At 69.6% G+C, this 16,990-nt stretch carries 20 protein-coding genes; 10 read left to right on the top strand and 10 right to left on the bottom strand.

The genetic code is table 11. From position 1 onward, the window contains the following. Positions 1 to 17: 17 nt before the first annotated feature. The 3 genes from I7X12_RS15210 (at position 18) to panB (ending at position 4,181) form a co-directional block, all read left to right on the top strand. A complete protein-coding gene (locus I7X12_RS15210) occupies positions 18 to 2,411 on the top strand; it encodes a glycoside hydrolase family 2 TIM barrel-domain containing protein (protein ID WP_198060900.1) in 2,394 nt (797 codons plus the stop codon). Between the two features lie 70 nt (positions 2,412 to 2,481). Continuing rightward, positions 2,482 to 2,853 (top strand): hypothetical protein, encoded by a 372-nt coding sequence (locus I7X12_RS15215; protein WP_198060901.1) that lies wholly within the window; start codon positions 2,482 to 2,484, stop codon positions 2,851 to 2,853. 497 nt (positions 2,854 to 3,350) lie between these two features. Continuing rightward, entirely contained in the window at positions 3,351 to 4,181 is an 831-nt protein-coding gene (gene panB / locus I7X12_RS15220) for a 3-methyl-2-oxobutanoate hydroxymethyltransferase (RefSeq protein ID WP_198060902.1), read from the top strand. Between the two features lie 28 nt (positions 4,182 to 4,209). Here panB and I7X12_RS15225 read toward each other — a convergent pair whose 3' ends face one another. From I7X12_RS15225 to I7X12_RS15250, 7 genes are all read right to left on the bottom strand, one after another. Next, a complete protein-coding gene (locus tag I7X12_RS15225; protein ID WP_198060903.1) occupies positions 4,210 to 5,292 on the bottom strand; it encodes a S66 family peptidase in 1,083 nt (360 codons plus the stop codon). Positions 5,293 to 5,354: 62 nt separating this feature from the next. Beyond that, positions 5,355 to 5,651 carry a hypothetical protein gene (locus I7X12_RS15230; protein ID WP_198060904.1) on the bottom strand — a complete coding sequence of 99 codons (297 nt, stop codon included), beginning with the start codon at positions 5,649 to 5,651 and terminating at the stop codon, positions 5,355 to 5,357. Positions 5,652 to 5,680: 29 nt separating this feature from the next. Further along, positions 5,681 to 6,022 carry a 2Fe-2S iron-sulfur cluster-binding protein gene (locus I7X12_RS15235; protein ID WP_198060905.1) on the bottom strand — a complete coding sequence of 114 codons (342 nt, stop codon included), beginning with the start codon at positions 6,020 to 6,022 and terminating at the stop codon, positions 5,681 to 5,683. Between the two features lie 99 nt (positions 6,023 to 6,121). Further along, positions 6,122 to 7,135 (bottom strand): lysylphosphatidylglycerol synthase transmembrane domain-containing protein, encoded by a 1,014-nt coding sequence (locus I7X12_RS15240; RefSeq protein WP_198060906.1) that lies wholly within the window; start codon positions 7,133 to 7,135, stop codon positions 6,122 to 6,124. 81 nt (positions 7,136 to 7,216) lie between these two features. Next, positions 7,217 to 7,792, bottom strand: coding sequence for a GNAT family N-acetyltransferase (locus I7X12_RS15245; protein ID WP_198060907.1), 576 nt, complete (start codon positions 7,790 to 7,792; stop codon positions 7,217 to 7,219). Continuing rightward, entirely contained in the window at positions 7,789 to 7,920 is a 132-nt protein-coding gene (locus I7X12_RS20720; protein ID WP_269750327.1) for a hypothetical protein, read from the bottom strand. Before I7X12_RS20720 ends, I7X12_RS15245 begins: the two co-directional genes overlap by 4 nt. Positions 7,921 to 8,002: 82 nt before the next feature. Continuing rightward, positions 8,003 to 8,512 carry a hypothetical protein gene (locus I7X12_RS15250; protein ID WP_198060908.1) on the bottom strand — a complete coding sequence of 170 codons (510 nt, stop codon included), beginning with the start codon at positions 8,510 to 8,512 and terminating at the stop codon, positions 8,003 to 8,005. 189 nt (positions 8,513 to 8,701) lie between these two features. Here I7X12_RS15250 and I7X12_RS15255 point away from each other — a divergent pair, with 189 nt between their 5' ends. Next, entirely contained in the window at positions 8,702 to 8,905 is a 204-nt protein-coding gene (locus I7X12_RS15255) for a hypothetical protein (protein WP_198060909.1), read from the top strand. Positions 8,906 to 8,980: 75 nt separating this feature from the next. Here the strand turns inward: I7X12_RS15255 and I7X12_RS15260 are convergent, their stop codons facing one another. Further along, positions 8,981 to 9,604, bottom strand: coding sequence for an NUDIX hydrolase (locus I7X12_RS15260; protein WP_198060910.1), 624 nt, complete (start codon positions 9,602 to 9,604; stop codon positions 8,981 to 8,983). Positions 9,605 to 9,670: 66 nt separating this feature from the next. After that, on the bottom strand, positions 9,671 to 9,832 hold the full coding sequence (locus I7X12_RS15265; RefSeq protein ID WP_198060911.1) for a hypothetical protein: 162 nt from the start codon (positions 9,830 to 9,832) through the stop codon (positions 9,671 to 9,673). 117 nt (positions 9,833 to 9,949) lie between these two features. Here I7X12_RS15265 and I7X12_RS15270 point away from each other — a divergent pair, with 117 nt between their 5' ends. Beyond that, positions 9,950 to 10,681, top strand: a complete 732-nt coding sequence (locus I7X12_RS15270) for an HFX_2341 family transcriptional regulator domain-containing protein (protein ID WP_198060912.1) — start codon at positions 9,950 to 9,952, stop codon at positions 10,679 to 10,681. A gap of 117 nt (positions 10,682 to 10,798) precedes the next feature. Next, positions 10,799 to 11,350: a protein-tyrosine phosphatase family protein gene (locus I7X12_RS15275; protein ID WP_198060913.1), complete on the top strand. Its 552-nt coding sequence runs from the start codon at positions 10,799 to 10,801 to the stop codon at positions 11,348 to 11,350. A gap of 9 nt (positions 11,351 to 11,359) precedes the next feature. On the opposite strand, the gene dgoD is transcribed toward I7X12_RS15275, so the two are convergent. Beyond that, on the bottom strand, positions 11,360 to 12,487 hold the full coding sequence (gene dgoD / locus I7X12_RS15280; protein WP_198060914.1) for a galactonate dehydratase: 1,128 nt from the start codon (positions 12,485 to 12,487) through the stop codon (positions 11,360 to 11,362). 132 nt (positions 12,488 to 12,619) lie between these two features. Between dgoD and I7X12_RS15285 the strand changes: the two genes are divergently transcribed. The 4 genes from I7X12_RS15285 (at position 12,620) to I7X12_RS15300 (ending at position 16,969) form a co-directional block, all read left to right on the top strand. Next, on the top strand, positions 12,620 to 13,843 hold the full coding sequence (locus I7X12_RS15285) for an HD domain-containing protein (protein ID WP_198060915.1): 1,224 nt from the start codon (positions 12,620 to 12,622) through the stop codon (positions 13,841 to 13,843). Between the two features lie 123 nt (positions 13,844 to 13,966). Continuing rightward, entirely contained in the window at positions 13,967 to 15,223 is a 1,257-nt protein-coding gene (locus I7X12_RS15290; RefSeq protein ID WP_198060916.1) for an RNA-guided endonuclease InsQ/TnpB family protein, read from the top strand. A gap of 136 nt (positions 15,224 to 15,359) precedes the next feature. Beyond that, positions 15,360 to 16,391: an amidohydrolase family protein gene (locus tag I7X12_RS15295; protein ID WP_198060917.1), complete on the top strand. Its 1,032-nt coding sequence runs from the start codon at positions 15,360 to 15,362 to the stop codon at positions 16,389 to 16,391. A gap of 80 nt (positions 16,392 to 16,471) precedes the next feature. After that, a complete protein-coding gene (locus I7X12_RS15300; protein ID WP_198063887.1) occupies positions 16,472 to 16,969 on the top strand; it encodes a universal stress protein in 498 nt (165 codons plus the stop codon). Positions 16,970 to 16,990: the final 21 nt, after the last annotated feature.

The raw sequence follows: 16,990 nt of genomic DNA on the forward strand, positions 1-16,990 counted from the left end.
CTGGGCGACCTGTGGATATGTCAACGGCCGACGGTCCCGACGAGGAGCACCGACGGACACGCCGCCTGGAGACGGGCTGGCGGTTCACGCGCGGCGACGTCGACGACGGCGCCGACCCCGCGCTCGACGACGGCGACTGGGAGCGCGTCGAAGTCCCCCACGACTGGAGCATCGAAGGTCCCTTCGACCCCGACAACCCCAGCGAGGCGGCGGGCGGGTTCGCCCCCGAGGGCGTCGGCTGGTACCGCCGCGAGCTGCCCGCGGACATCGACGGCGAACCCACCATCCGATTCGACGGCGTCTACCGAAACTTCGACGTGTACGTCGACGGCGAGCACGTCGGCACCCGCCCGTACGGCTACTCCACCGTGAACTACGACCTGAGCGAGTACGGCGTCACCGGCGGCGAGACGCTGGCGGTCCGCGTCGCCAACGACGAACACCCCCACACCCGCTGGTACACGGGCTCGGGCATCTACCGCGACGTCCACCTCACCGAGACCGACGCCGTCTCGGTCGCGCCCTTCGGCACCGACGTGCGGACTAACGCCGTCAACCGCCAGCGCGCCGAGGTCCAGGTGCTGACCGAGGTGACTAACGGCGACGAGGAAGCGGTCACCGTCGCGCTGGAGACCGACATCGTAGACGCCGACGGCGAGGTCGTCGCCACCGCCGGCGACGAGGCGACCGTCGAGCGCGGCGCCGCCCACGAGTTCGAGCAGCGCCTCTCCGTCGCCGACCCCGACCGCTGGACGCTCGACGAGCCGGCCCGGTACTTCGCTCGCAGCGTCGTGTACCGCGAGGACGGCGGGGGCGCGACGGCTTCACAGTCGCGTAACGATGGCGGCGATGGCGCCATCGCAGTCGACGACTACGTCACCCCCTTCGGGATCCGCACCTTCGAGTGGACCGCCGACGAGGGCTTCTTCCTCAACGGCGAGTCGATGGACCTGAAGGGCGTCAACCTCCACCACGACGCGGGCTGTCTCGGCGCGGCGGTCACCGAACGGGCGCTGGAGCGCCGCCTGGAGACCTTGCAGGAGCTGGGCTGTAACGCCATCCGCACCGCGCACAACCCACCCCAGCCAGAACTGCTCGACCTCGCCGACCGGATGGGCTTTCTCGTGATCGACGAGGTGTACGACAAGTGGCGCCACGTCGGTGCCGACGAGTGGTTCGACGAGTGGTGGGCCGAGGACCTCGCGGCGATGATCGACCGCGACCGCAACCACCCCTCGATCGTCCTCTGGAGCGTCGGCAACGAGAACTTCGACCAGGGCGAAGACGAGATGATCGAAGACCTGGCGATGCTCACCGAGGCCGCGAGCGAGATGGACCCCACCCGTCCCGTCACGTACGGGAATCCGCCGTGGGGCGACGGCACCGAGGGCGTCGTCGACAACATCGAGCGCGTCGCCGAGCACGTCGACGTGCTCGTCGGCAACTACCAGGAACACTGGTACGACGACTATCGCGAGGCGGGCATCGACCTGCCCATCCTCGGCTCGGAGAACCGCCGCTTCTTCCGCGGGTCGGGCGACGACCCGCTCGCCTTTGTCCCGCGCAACCCCTGGTACGACGTGGCGGAGCGGTCGGACGTCTGCGGGCAGTTCCTCTGGCCGGGCATCGACTACCTCGGCGAGGCCCGCGACTGGCCGAGCAAGGGATGGCCCACCGGCCTGATCGACACGACCGGTGCGATCAAGCCCTCCGGACGGTTCCACCAGGCCGCCTGGTCCGACGAGCCCGTCGTCTTCGCCGCCGCCGTCGACCACGACCGCGAGCGCCCGGCCTGTCGCCCGGCGTGGAGCGGCCCGCCCCTCTCGGAGCACTGGAACTTCCCCGACCGCGAGGACTCGCAGGGATTCGTGAACGTCTACACCTACACGAACGCCGAGACGGTCGAACTCTACCAGAACGACGAGTTCCTCGGGACCCAGCACGCCGCCGACTACGGCCCCCGTCCCATCGAGTGGTACGTCCCCTACGAGTCGGGCACCCTGCGCGCCGTGGCGAAGGAAGACGGAGAGGTCGTCGCCGAACACGAGCTGGCGACGGCGGGCGAGCCCGCGGCGGTCGAGCTGTCGGCCGACCGCGAGACGCTGGCCGCCGACGGCCGCGACCTCGTGTACGCCGAGGCGACCGTCGTCGACGACGACGGAGTGCGCGTCCCCCGCGCCGACCACGAGGTCGACGTCTCGGTCTCCGGCGCGGGCGAGATCGCCGGCGTCGACAACGGCGACCTCGACAGCGACGAGCCCTGGGTCGGCGAAACTCGCTCGGCCTACCACGGCACCTGTATCGCCGTCGTCCGCGCCGACCGCGACGGCGGCCGAGTCGAGATCGAAGCTGCGGCCGACGGACTCGACGGCGACGGCGTCACGCTCCCGGTCGGCGCCGACGGCGACTGACCGGGCGGATTCGGCCGCCGAACGGTCTGTTCAGCAATACTTTTTTGGCAGGCGTGGGCGCATCCGGAGTATGCGCGCCCGCTTCTACTGGCCGCTGAGTATCGCTTTCGGGCTCGGTGTCGCCGCCGTCCTACGGGCGGTCGTCGGGCTGCACCTCGGCGCCGTCGGGTTCGGATTCGTCTACGCCGTCGGTCTGGGCCTGTTCTGGAGGGCGCACTTCGACCTGAAGTCGCGCGTCGGCTCGTGGAAGCGCCCGTCGCTGTGGTCGGGCGCGTTCGCCGGCCTGTTCACGTTCACGATGCTGCTCGTCGGCGAGACCGCCGGTTCCGACACCGACCCCCTCGTGGTCGCCTTCGGGCTGGCGGGAGCGGCGATCCTCGGGACGGCCGCCGGGATCGGGATCACGCTGGAGAACCTCGACGCCGCCGACGCGGCGGAGTGAGCGACCGATAGGTCGAACGCCGCCGGAGTTCCCAGCCGGCGGTAGACACACCGAACCGGACCCGTGTCGTTCAGTGCAGGTGATAGAGTGAGCGGTCGCAGTGGCGCGCGCTGTCGCGGCCGCGAGTCCGGAGCGGACGAGCGGCCGCGACGGAACTGCGCGAGGGACGAGTGAGCGACCGGAGGGAGCGAGCGAATCGGCTGGGGAGGTGTGTGGCGTGGTGCGGTTGCTGTGGTATCCCTGGTGGACTGAACGGGCGAGGTGCGGTCGGGCGGTCTGGGCGGCCCCTATCCGAACGGAGCGAGGATATGTCGCACAGATCGCGCGAGCGTGCCGAGGGCGTTCGGCGCCTCCCGTCGACCGCGGTCGCCGTCGCTCGAATGCAGTTCAGAACACGACCGCCCGACACGACCGGTCCACTCGGACGCGATACCGAACGTCGCCGTCGGAGTCCGACAACTGATAAACCGTTGGCCGTCGAAGAGCGACCAATCGCGATGTCTCGCACGACGATTCCGGACCTCTACGAGAAGTACGAGGGCGGCGAGCCGCTGACGATGCTGACGGCCTACGACGCGCCGATCGCCGCGCAGGTGGACGCGGCGGGCGTCGACATGATCCTCGTCGGCGACAGCGCCGGCGACAACCACCTCGGCTACGACGACACGCTGCCGGTCACACTCGACGAGGCGCTGTCGAACGCCGCGGCGGTCGTCCGGGGCACCGAGGAGGCGTTCGTGGTCGCCGACCTGCCCTTCCTCACCTACGGTACGTCGACGGCCGAATCAGTGGAGAACGCCGGTCGCTTCCTCAAGGAGGCGGGCGCCGACGCAGTCAAGCTGGAGACGGCGCCCTACGGCGAGACGACGATCGAGATCGTCGACCGGCTCACCGAACTCGGGATCCCCGTCCAGGGCCACGTCGGGTTCACGCCCCAGCGGAAACAGGAGATCGGCGGCGCCTACGTCCAGGGCCGCGACACCGACACCTCCTCGTCGGGCGAAGCGATCGTCGAGACCGCTCGGCGGCTGGCGGAAGCGGGCGCGTTCTCCATCGTCCTCGAAACGGTCAGCGAGGGGGTCGCTCGCGAGGTCACCGAAGCCGTGGACGTGCCGACCATCGGCATCGGCTCCGGCCGCTACGTCGACGGCCAAGTGCTGGTGATCAACGACGTACTCGGGCTCGGCGCCGAACCGTACAGCCTCTCGAAGCAGTACGCGGACCTCGATGCCGAGATCCGCGACGCGGTCGAACGGTACGTCGAAGAGGTCGAATCCGGCGCGTTCCCGACGCGGGACAACGCCTTCGACCCGATCGACGAGGAGTGACGCCGGTCGCCGGTGCGACTCGGCGGACTCACCGGAACTCGATCCGCCGTTCGCCGGTCTCGACCTCGACCCGACCGCCCATCGGTACGGGTGCCGTCGGGTTCGTGTGGCCGAAGTCGAGGTCGAAGACGATCGGGACCCCGGGGTTGTACGCTCGAACCCACTCGCGGACGGCCGCTCGCTGGTCCGCGCGGTATTCGGCTCGTTCCTCGTCGGTCCGCTCGACCTCGCGGCTACGCGTCTGCGGACGGCCCACGAGGACGGCAGCGAACCGTTCGAGCAGGCCGCGCTCGCCGAGCGTGGTGAGCTTCCGCCGTACCGCCTCGGCCGTGGGGAGTTCCTCGGATGTCTCCAGCGCCAGAACGGCCCCGTCGAGCGCCTGCGGGGCGGGAACCGCCCGGTCGGCGGCCAGCAGCCACGGGAGGACGGTGAGACAGCCGCCCCAGAGCCGCCCCGAGATCACCTCGCCCTCGCGCTCGTCGGGCACGTCCCAGCGCGGGCCGTCGTTGGGCTCGTACTCGGGCTCGACCTCACGGAAGTCCTCGCGAGCCCACTCGACGGTGTCGTCGGTCCATCTCTCGGCGGGAGCGAGTTCGCCCAGCGACGGCTCGAACAGCGCTCGCCGAAGGTACCGCTCGGTGTACTCGGGGAGGTGGCCGGCGGTCGCCACGTCGTTGAGCAACTGTCCGCCGTAGAACGAGACGACCCCCTGGGTCCAGAGGAAGCTGGCGAGGCAGGTGTTGTCGCTCATCCCGAAGAAGCGAGTGGGGTTGGCCCGGAGAATCTCGGGGTCGAGGTGTCGCAGCACGCGGACCTGGTCGTCGCCGCCGATGGTCGCGAAGACGGCCGAGATATCGGGGTCGCGGAACGCCTCGTGTACGTCGGCGGCGCGCAGTTCCGGATTCGCGCGGAGTTCGTCGGGGTCGGTCTCGGCGGTGTCGTAGACCACCGGGTCGAGGTCGAAGCGGTCGCGCAGGCGTTCGAGCGCGAGGTCGAGCACGTCCGGAAACACCGTCGCCGCGCCGCTGGAGGGCGCGATCACGGCTACGCTGTCGCCCGGTTCGGCGGGCCGTGGCGTGGTGAACTCGTCGGGAGCACCGCTGTCGTTCATGTCCGGGTCGTCACGTCCCGGAGGAAAAGCGGTTGCGTCGCCGTGCGGTGTAGTGCCACGGGCTACCGACCGCGCCGGTCGCGACCGGCGAACCAGGGTCGGTGCCACCACTGCCAGAGCCGCTTGGTGAGTCTGGTCACCGGGAACGGCCCGTGGCCGAGCATGGTCGTCGCGAACCCGACCACGAGCGTGCCGAGGAAGACGGCGACGCCCGCGCCGGCCGACAGGACCCAGGGGTTCGCGGCGTCGACCCACGGGTCCACGGCGAAAAAGAGGACGGTGAGCGCGGCGACGACGGCGGGAACGAGGGCGTCGACGACGCTGAGGACGGCGACGCCGACGACGCGGAGGACGTTCATGGGACTGGGGGCTCCGTTTCGAGGGGCGGTCAGTCGTCCGCGGAGACCGCGTCGGGGTCGGCGCCCGCGGCCCGTGCGGCGTCGTCCTCGATGCTCGGCGGGTACTTGCCGCGGTCGAGGACCAGATCCGACTGCGGGCGGGCCATACAGGTCAGCGCGTAGTGCTCCGCTTCCTCGTCGGTGAACCCGCGGGCGGCGGGCTGGGTGACCTCCCCGGATTCGATCTTCGCCGAGCAGGCGAGACACATCCCCACGCGACAGGAGTACTCCTGGGCGATGCCCTCCTCGATGCACCGACTGAGGATCGTCTCTTTGTCCGAGACCGTGATCGTCTCACCGGTCCCAGCGAACTCGACGGTGTAGTCGGTCATGGCCCTCGATTCGACACTCTCCGCCTAAACTCTTTATGCCCGGCGCGGACAGCGCTCGATTCTCGCGCGGGCGACGGCGACCCCGCTCGACGGGACCTTTCACCGGAGTCGCCACCCGCGGAGGAAGGCGACGGCGACGCCGCCGACGACGACGCTGAACAGCAGCGTCGCGGTCCGGACGACCAGCACGCCCGCGGCGGCCGTGGCGGGCGAGACGGCGGTGACGAGGCCGATCGCACCGCCGAGCAGCACGTCGTAGGCGCCGAGGCTCCCGGGGATCGGGACCGCGCTCGCGACCTGCGGGAGCGGGACGACGACGACCAGCGGGACGAGGGCGAGGACGCCCACCTCCGCGCCGACGCCGACGAGCGCGACCCACAGCGCGGCCGCGGTCAACACCTGTTCGGCCACGCCGCCGACGACGATCAGCGCGAGCAGCCCCGGTCGGTCCCGGAACCGGACGATCCGGGTCCAGAACCGGTCGAGCGCCCGCTCGACGACGGAACGATCGTGGGGGGTCTCGCGGTACAGCGAGGAGGTCCACCGGACCACCGGCGCGAGGACGACCGCGAGGCCGTCGCCGATCGGGTCGCGGAACCGGACGACGACGGTGCCGAGGACGGCGAGTCCGACGACGGCGCCGCCGAGGGTCGTGAGGAAGTACCGGGGCGCGGGACCACCGAGGACGACCACGAGCGCGGCGGCCGTCGAGACGACCAGCTGGGCGCCGGACTTGACGTACTTGGCGACCGAGCGGACCGCGAGCGCCTCGCTGTAGGTCGTGTCCGTCGCGGTCCCGACGAACGTCGCCATGATGGGTTCGGAGCTGACCGGCCCGGCGGGGCTCAGCGTGTCGAAGAAGTCACCCGCGACGGCGAACTGGACGCTCCGGCTGCCAGTGAGTCCGTCGCCGAGCGGGCGGACCGAGGCCCAGAAGCCCAGGCCGTCGACGACGCCCTCGGCGACGACGAGGACCGCGACCGCCGCGAGCAGTCCGGGGGCGACCGCCGAGAGGCGAGCGGCGACGCTGTCGACGCCGACGAACGCGAGGTAGCCGGCGAGCGCGCCGCCGCCGACGAGGACGCCCGCCAGGAACCGGAGACTCCGGCGCACGCCCGTGGGTCGGGCGGGTCGGGAGAAAAGCCCTCCGGGAGCGTCGACAGTTCGACTCGCGGGAGATGACCGGACCCGCGGTCACCCCTCGACGCGGCGCCAGTACAGCGCGAGGTCGAGGGTCACGTCGTCGAACTCGACGGTCTCCTCGCGGACGCAGGCGTAGCCGAGTGACTCGTAGAACCCGCGGGCCTGCTCGTTGTCCGCGCCGGTGTTCAAGACCAGCGCGCGGTAGCCCCGGCGACGCGCCCGGCGGGCGAGTTCCTCGACGATCCGGGTACCGAACCCACGGCCCTGCATCGCCGGATCGACGCGGACGCGGGAGAGTTCGCCGGTCCCCGCCGCGGCGTCGAAGCGGTCGGCCATCCAGCCGTCGAGCGGTTCGACGGCGCCGGTGGCGACGATCTCACAGTCCGGTTCGCGGATCGTCCCTCCCCGCTCACCGTTCGAGGTCTCCCTGCGGTCGACCTCGCCCACGAGGAACTCGCCGCCGGCCTCGAGGTAGTGGTCGCGCACGTCGTCGAGGTCCGTATCGGGTGCGTCGACGACCCACTCGGGCGTCTCGGCCATCGCCTCGCGGTTCAGTTCGCGGACGCGCTCGCCGTCGCCGGCGCGGTATCGGCGGATCGTCAGGTCGGTCGACTCGGGCATACTCATACCGACGCGACGGGCGCGTCGTCGTCGACGGGGACCCGCTCGCACAGGTCCGAGGCGGTCTCGGCGTCGTCCTCGGCGCCCGCGTCGTCGGCCGGCGCGTCACAGCCGGGTGAGAGATCCGTGGTCATAGTTGAGAGGGGCGACGGTCGCGGCTTAGCTACTGTGCTGACACGGGTCTCTCCGACGTGAACGAAGACACAGTCGACACAGTCACGCCAGGAAGTACTCGATGTCGTCGACGGCGTCGCCGTGGGCGTGGTAGGCGTCGTCGGGCACCTCGTCGAACCACGCCAGGTCCAGATCCGACCACTCGCCGAACGTGGGGTCGTCGGCGACGGGTTCGCCGGCCACCGGTTCGGTCCCGACGACGGCGTCGTAGCTGGTTGCGGTCCGGTCGGGGTCGCTCCGCAGTTCGTGGGTGACCGCGCTGACCCGGAGGACCTCGGCGGCCGCGGCGTCGACGCCGGTCAGGGTCGTGGCGATCTCCCCGGCGCGGTCGAGCCAGTCGGCACCACCCGGAACGTGCCCGTAGGGCAACCGCCGGCCGTGGGGGCTGTCCATCAGCAGGACCGCACCGTCGTCGTTCGTGACGCCGACGGCGACGAGTCCCTCGATCTCGGCGTAGTACTCGAAGGCGTCCGCGCTGTCGGTCGTCCTGGCCTCGGTGTACTCGACACCGGGCTCCTCGCGCAGCGTCGACGGGTCGCGGAGTTCGTCCATACCCCGTGCGTTGTCGGGCGCGGTATTTGGACGTTGGTACCTCGGTCGCGGTACGCCCTCGCGGCACACCGGACGCGCGGGACGGCGGCCCGACCGCCCGAATCGGTGAGTATGGCGAGAGAAACCCCGATTTAACCGGTAACAACTGGCATATCTCTGGCGTCCCGACCTCCGAGCGGGTCGGGACCTATGCCAATCCACTGGAACGCACGGCGCCCGAATCGATCGCCGGACGGCGGCGAGCAGCGACACCCCGCGACACCGGGCGTCGGTCCGACGCCTGGACGGACGTACGTCTGTCTGACGTGCGAGGTCGAGTTCGTCATCCCGCGGAGCGAGACCGCGGTCTGCTGTCCCATCTGCCGCATGAACCGCATCCGGGCGATCGACTGAGCGGCGCCGGCGCCCGACGGAGCAGGGCCGACGCCGGACCGACGATGACCCGCGGTCTCGAAGCGGCGCACTCTCTCAGTCCGAGCGGTCGCCCAGCGGGTCGTCGGCCTCGAAGTCCGGCCAGAAATCGTCGGCGCGGACGGCGTTGGCGGGCTGGAGGCGCTCGGGCGGCTCGGCGAACCACGCCGCCCCGTTGAGTTCACCGGGCTGGACGGCGATGTGACCGTCGACGTAGGCGGCGTCGAAGAAGACGTACAGCGCGTGCAGGCGCTCGTCGCGGTCGCCGGTCGATTCCGCGGTCACGCGCCGCAGGTGGAAGGTATCGGTCACCTCACAGTCGACCCCGGTCTCCTCTCGCACCTCCCGGACCGCGGCCGCTTCGAAGGTCTCGTCGCCCTCCTGTCCGCCCCCCGGGAGGCCCCATCGCTCGTCGGCGCGATTGAGGATCATCAGGACGCGCCGGTCGGCTTCGAGGTCGTCTGGCATCGACTCCGTGAGCGGCGCCGTCTGGTCCGGCTCGCGGACCACCCAGCAGTACGCACCGCCGATGTAGCCCTCCCGGGACTCGGCACAGAGCGTCGCGAATCGCTCCGGGGGGACCTCGTCGCGGATCCGCTCGACCGGGACCTCGCCGTACTCCGCCTGGAGGCGGTCCCGCCGTCGCTCCACGGCCTCGCGGTTGACGTGTTCGGGCGCCATGGGTCCGGTTCGAGACGGGGCGCTGAGATAAAGGCGCCGGGACCCGGCGCCGACACCGTCGCGGGCTCACTCGACCTCGGCCAGCGAGTCGAAGCCGCTCCAGCACTCGCAGTCCAGGTCGTCGATAGCGGTCACCTCGTCGGGCAGGTTCGATATCGGCATCCCGTCGTCGAATCGGTCGCAGTCGTCCGTGTGGACCGAGAAGTCGTCGCTCGCCATGACCGGCATACGTCGGACGAAAGTGAGACTCCCTCAAAAATCCCGCGGGGCGTTCTCGGCGAGCGTCGCTATCTGTGTCGGCTGTGTCTGGACAATCGTTTTGAGGGCGGGCCGAGACGGAGTGATATGGAAGTCGCCGAGCGGGTCCACCTGATCCCGGTGGGCTACGAGAACGACCGGATCGTCCTGCCGGCGGTCGAGTTACGCGCCGACCGGGTCGTCCTCCTGCGCTACGAGGACGAGACCGACCACCCTTCCTACGTCGAGACGGTCCGCGGCCGGTTCGAGGAGGCGGGCATCGACCACGAGACGGTGCCGTGCGACGTCTTCGATTTCTACGACTCCATCGGGACCGTCGCCGAACTCGCCACGCGCTTCGCCGACCACGAGGTGTACGTCAACCTCGCCTCTGGGTCGAAGGTCACCGCCATCGGCGGCATGATCGCCTGCATGGCGACGGGTGCGACCCCCTACTACGTCCGCGCCCAGCGCTACGCCGCCGAGACCGACGGCGACGTGGCCGAGGGCATCCGCGAGATCACCGAACTCCCCACCTACCCGATGCAGAGCCCCGAACCCCAGCACGTCGCGGTCATGGACCACCTCGACCGCCAGGACGGCGCCCGGAAACGGGACCTCATCGACTTCGGCAAGAGCGAGGGCCTGCCCTTCATCGCCGACCGGGACGCCGCCAACCGCAAGAGCGAGTACCGCCTGCTTGACAGCCACGTCCTCGGCCCGCTCGCCGACACCGGCTACGTCGCCCTCGAAACCGTCGGCCGCTCGACCCGCGTCTCGCTGACCGAGAGCGGTCGCAACACGCTCCGGGCGTTCCGCTATCTCGTCGAGGACGACTGACCGCCGAAGCCGGCGCTCGCGACCGCGACCCTGCCACGCCGGCGCACGCAATTGTCAACGGTGAGAATTGCACCGCGTGACTCAAGAGGGGGCGTCGAGTGGTACGACCACCCCCAGATGCCAGACGTTCACGACCGCGAGTCGGGGTCGGACGCCCACCGGCTCGCCCCCGCCGCACCGGACGAGGAGTACGTCTACGGTGCCTGCAGCCCCGGCTGGCACAGCGCGGCCGACCGGAGCGACGCCCTCGCAGACTGGATCGCCGTCGCCCGCGCCAACGACGTCGAGCGGGTCTGTTCGCTCCTCCCCGGCGACCAGTCGCCCGCCGACCCCGCAGTCGACGGGTACACGGACGTCTTCGGCGAGGAAGACGTCCTCCACGCCCCGATCCCCGACGGTCGCCTGGCCCGTCCGGCCATCCTGAAACAGGAGGTGTTGCCCTTCCTCGACGACGCCGTCCACGCGGACGAGCGGGTCGTCGTCCACTGCCTCGACGGGATGGGCCGCACCGGCCAGGTGCTCGCCGCCTGGCTCGCCCACGACCGCGACTACGCGCCCGAAGCAGCCATCGAGGCCGCCGAGGAGATGGGCCGACAGCCCCGCGAGCCCGTCCGCGAGGGCAACGCCTCCGAACAGGAGTTGCACGACCTGCTCGCGGTCGTCGGCTGAGCGGTCGGGTTACCACTCGGAGATACTCCCGTCCGTCCGGCGCACGACCGGCGCGTCCCAGGCGTCCTCGGTCGCCATCTCGCGGACGAAGTCCTCGTCGACCTCGATGCCGAGTCCGGGGCCGCTGGGGAGGTCGACGTACCCCTCGTCGTCGTGCTCGAAGACGCTCATGTCCGTGAGGTAGTTCGGGACGTCCTCGTTCAACACGATCTGTTCCTGGATGATCGCGTTCTGCGTGCAGGCGTCCACCTGGAGACTCGCCGCGAGCGCGACCGAACTCAGCGGCGAGTGCGGTGCCAGCGCCACGTCGTACGTCTCGGCCATGCTCGCTATCTTCCGGAGTTCCGTGATGCCACCGGCGTGGGAGACGTCCGGCTGGACGACGTCGACGGCGCCGCTCTCGAGGAGGGGTTTGAACTCCCAGCGTCCGTACAGCCGTTCGCCGGTCGCGATGGGGACGGCCGTCCGCTCGGCGAGATCCGGGAGCAGGTCGTTTTTCTCCGGGCCGAGGAGCTCCTCGTAGAACATCGGGTCGAACTCCGCCAGCTCGCCGACGAGTCGCTTCGCCATCGGTTTCGACGGCTTGCCGTGGAAGTCCAACATCAGGTCCACGTCGTCGCCGACGGCCTCGCGCATCGCCCGCACGTTCTCGCGAGCCGCCTCGACGGCCGGGGTCCGGTCGATGTGTTCGAGGTCGACGCCGGGGCCGCTCTTGATCGCACTGAACCCCTCCTCGACGCGGCTGCGTGCGGCGTCTCCCGGGTCCGCTCCGTTGGCGTGGGCGTACAGCTTGATCCGCTCGCGGGCCTTCCCGCCCAGCAGCTCGTAGACGGGTGCCCCGAGTGCCTTCCCCTTGATGTCCCAGAGCGCCTGATCGATGCCCGAGAGCGCGCTCATCAGGACCGCCCCGCCGCGGTAGAACCCGCTGCGGTACATCTGCTGCCAGAGCAGCTCGATGTCGTAGGGGTCCGCACCGAGGACGTAGCTGTCCATCAGCTCCCGAACGGCCTCCGCGGCCGTCTGCGCTCGCCCTTCCAGAACCGGTTCGCCCCAGCCGACGAGGCCGTCGCTCGTCTCGACTTTCAACAGCAGCGAGCGCGGCGGGACCTCGAACAGCTCGTAGTCGGTCACGTCCATACGTCGGCCCCGGCGTGAGTCCACAAATAGCTACGCCCGTCGGCCCCGTGTGCTCGATTTTGCGCACCGTCGGGACCGGACTGCAGTCGACGAGGCGGAGCCTTATGTCCGGTGGCGCACAACTCTCGGGTGATGACGACGATCAAGGACAGCGTCCACGACCACATCGCGGTCGAGGGCGTCGCGGCGGCGCTGCTGGACACGCCGCCCGTCCAGCGGCTCCGACGGGTCAAGCAACTCGGCACGGTCACCTTCGTCTACCCCTCCGCCAACCACACCCGCTTCGAGCACTCGCTGGGCGTCTACCACCTCGCCAACGAGGCGCTCGCCCACCTCGGTATCGAGGGGCGTCAGGCCGAACGGGTGCGCGCGGCGGCGATGCTCCACGACGTGGGTCACGCCCCCTACAGTCACAACGTCGAGGACATCGTCCACCGCCGGACCGGCAAGTACCACGACGACGTCCACGACATCCTCGACGACGGTCCCGTCGCTCGCGCGCTGGCCGACCACGACCTCGACCCCGCGGCCGTGGCCGACCTCGTGGCCGGCGACGGCGAACTCGGCCAGATCGTCTCGGGCGAACTCGACGTCGACCGGATGGACTACCTCGTCCGGGACGCACACCACACGGGGGTCCCCTACGGCACCATCGACGCCGAGCGGCTGGTGCGCGCGCTGCGGTTCGTCGACGGCGACCTCGTGCTGGACGAGGGCAACGTCCAGACCGCCGAGAGTCTGTTGCTCGCCCGGGCGCTGATGAACCCGACCGTCTACAGCCACCACGTCGCCCGCATCGCCAAGGCGATGCTCCGGCGGGCGACCCAGCGGCTGCTCGACCGCACCGACACCGACGCCGGGCAACTCCGGCGGATGGACGACTGTGGGTTGCGCGTGGCGCTCCGGGAGTGCGACGCGACCGCCGCGCTCGCCCACCGGCTCGACCGCCGGGACCTGTACAAGCGTGGCGTCTGGGCCGAGATGGAAGCCGTTCCCGAGAACTTACTCGACACCGATCAGGCGGCGATCGCCGACCACGAGCGGGCCGTGGCCGAGGCGGCCAACGTCGACCCCGACGCGGTGATCCTCGACGTGCCCGGTCGCCCCTCGATGAAGGAGTCCAGTAGCAGGGTGCTGGTCAACGGCGAGGTGCGCCGGCTAAGCGAGCAGTCGACGCTCGTCAACGCCCTGCGGGCCGCCCAGCGCGACCAGTGGCGGCTGGGCGTCTACGCGCCCGCCGAGAGCGCCGAGCGAGTCGGCAACGCGGCCGTCCGGACGCTCGGGCTCGACATCGACGACACCAGAGTCCGGGACGTGCGGCCGGGCGTCCACGCGACGTTGGACGAGTTCAACTGATCGGGTAGAGCGGGGTCCCCTTCCTCAAGGAACGAGCGAAGCGAGTGAGTAGGGAGGGGAGGAGCGCGTTCGTATCCGTCACAAACTCCCATCTATAAGTGGCAACTCATCTACATTGAATATGTGGCAGATGAGTACGTGCGTCGGACGGCAATCACTCGCCTCTCGGTAGATGACGAGCAACGCGAGTTGCTTGAGGAAACCATCTCCGAGTGGAAGCGTGGCTGCCAGCTCGCCACCGACATGGCGTGGGGCAAGTGCAACGCCAAGAGCGACGTCCAACCCCTCGCCTACGACGACGTGCGCGAACACACCGGCCTCGGAAGTCAGCACGCGATCCTCGCCACCCACCAAGCTGCCCAAGCCATCACCGGCTGTCTCGAACGCCGCTCGAACGGCCAGAAGGTCAGCAAGCCCACCTTCACCGCACCAACGATTACATACGACACGCGGAGTATGACACTGTTCGATGACGACACGGTGTCACTCGCCACGACGAGGAGTCGAATCCGATGTCCGCTCGCCCTCCCCAACGCCGAGGATGGCTATCAGCGCCAGTACCTCGATTCAGACGAATGGAGCGTCACCGAAAGTACGCTCACCGCCCGCGACGGCGAGTACTTCTTACACATCGGCTTCCGCCGACACAAAACCAATACTGAACGGAACACCGCCGAGGACGGAACGGTTCTCGGGGTTGACCTCGGTATCGAAAACCTCGCCGTCACCAGTACTGCCCGCTTTGTCAGCGGGCGGGAGCTAACCCACGACCTCCGCGAGTTCGAGAAAGTACGCGCCGGGCTCCAGCAGACCGGAACGCGAAGTGCCCACAGAACGCTCGAACAATCGAGTGGCCGTGAGCTTCGGTACGTTCGGGACGTGCTTCACCGAGCGTCGAACGCCATCGTAGACGAAGCACTCCGGTACGAGTGCGACGTGATAGTATTCGAGGACTTGACGCATATCCGGGACCGAACCGGTGCGTCGTGGGGGCACAAGTGGGCGTTCCGAACGCTGTACGAGCAAGTGGTATACAAAGCCGAAGCAGAAGGCATCTCGGTGATGCAAGTGGGTTCGGCCTACACGTCGAAGCGATGTGCTGAGTGCGGGTTCACCGCAGACGAGAATCGCCCGACTCGCAGCGGCTTCCAGTGCGTGAAGTGCGAGTCGGAAGCGAATGCGGACTACAACGCGGCGAAGAACATCGGTATGCGGTACGTCCGTCGAGGCCGACAGTCGTCTCGGCGGACGGGCAACAGTCAGCTTGCCCTGAAGTCTGGAACGGTGACGCCGAGCGGTGGATTTACCGCCCACCCGGATGGGTTCGAGGCCGAGTTCATGGACAAACCCCACTCTCCACGAGCGAACCCCTCAGGGTGAGCGAAGTAGGGTGGGGTCGTTGACCTGACCGGAACCCGCCACCGACCGCACCCGCCACCGACCGCACCCACGGCGGCTGCGACCGACGCCGGGGCTCCCCGACGAGTTTAATTGAGGGCTCCCGAGTCTTTCAGTAATGAGTTCCACCACGTTCGAGGGGCGGATCCTCCGCGGGCGCGAGTTCGAGCCCGTCGAGGGCCGCGTCGTCGTCGAAGACGGCGAGATCACCGCCATCGAGGAAGATCCGACCCACAGCGACGACGTCGTCCTCCCGGCGTTCGTCAACGCCCACACCCACGTCGGCGACTCTATCGCCAAGGAGGCCGGCGGCGGTCTCTCGCTGGAGGAACTGGTCGCGCCACCGGACGGCCTGAAACACCGACTGCTGCGCGCGGCGAGCCAGGAGGAGAAAGTCGAGGCGATGCGGCGGTCGCTGCAGTTCATGGTCGATTCCGGCACTGCGGCTTGCATCGAGTTCCGCGAGGGCGGCGTCGAGGGCGTCGAGGCCTTCGAGGAGGCGGCCCACGGGCTGCCCATCGACCCGATGGTCATGGGTCGCGAGACGGTCGCGGCGATGGCGGCCGCCGACGGGTTCGGCGCCAGCGGCGCCAACGACGCCGATTTCTCGCGGGAGCGGACGGCGACCGCCCGCGCCGGCAAGCCCTTCGGCATCCACGCCGGCGAGGTCGACGCCTCCGACATCAACCCCGCGCTCGATCTGGACCCCGACTTCCTCGTCCACATGGTCCACGTCGAGGGGCTCCATCTGGACCGCGTGGCCGACAGCGAGATCCCGGTCGCCGTCTGCCCGCGTTCCAATCTCGTCACCGACGTGGGTCTCCCGCCGATCGCCGAGCTGTTGGAGCGGACGACCGTCGCGCTCGGGACGGACAACGTCTTCCTCAACAGCCCGTCGATGTTCCGCGAGATGGAGTTCACCGCGAAGCTCGCCGACGTGAGCGCCCGCGAGGTGTTGCGCATGGCGACGGTCAACGGCGCCGCGATCGCCGACCGCAACTGCGGGCTAATCGAGCCCGGTCGCGACGCCGAACTGCTCGTCCTCGACGGTGACTCGGACAACCTCGCCGGCGCGAAAGACCTCGTCCGTGCCGTCGTCCGGCGGGCAGGCGTCGCGGACGTGTCCGACGTGTATCTCGCCGGCGACTGACGGACTCGCCCGGGCTTCCCGCTCGATGTCGCCCCTGCCGAAGGGTTATACTTCCGTGTGTGGTACTCACATGCATGGGGATGTACGACACGATCCTGCTGCCGACGGACGGCTCGGCGGGTATCGAACTGGTGGTCGAGCACGCGGGGGAACTGGCCCGGGTCCACGACGCGACGGTCCGGGCGCTGTACGTCGTCGACGCGACGACGTTCACCGGGCTCCCGATGGAGACCACCTGGGAGGGTGTCCGTCAGGTACTCGAGTCGGAGGGGGAGACTGCGCTCGAGGTGGTCGAGCGGCTCGCACCGGACGACGTGACCGTCGGGACCGAGACGGTCGAGGGGACGCCCAGCACCGAGATCGTCCGCTACACGCGCGAGCAACCCGTCGACGTGGTCGTGATGGGTACGCACGGCCGCGGCGGTATCGACCGGCTGCTGCTGGGGAGCGTCGCAGAGCGCGTCGTCCGGAAGTCGGCGGTCCCCGTCGTGACGGTGCCGGTCAGCGAGCGCGCGACCGACTCCGAGGCGGTCGTCGAAGCGGACGCCGACCCGGCGGCGGGCGTCGAGCGTTCCTGACCCGGTCGGCGGCCGCTCCGC

Source organism: Halosimplex litoreum (genome assembly GCF_016065055.1).
GTDB lineage: Archaea > Halobacteriota > Halobacteria > Halobacteriales > Haloarculaceae > Halosimplex > Halosimplex litoreum.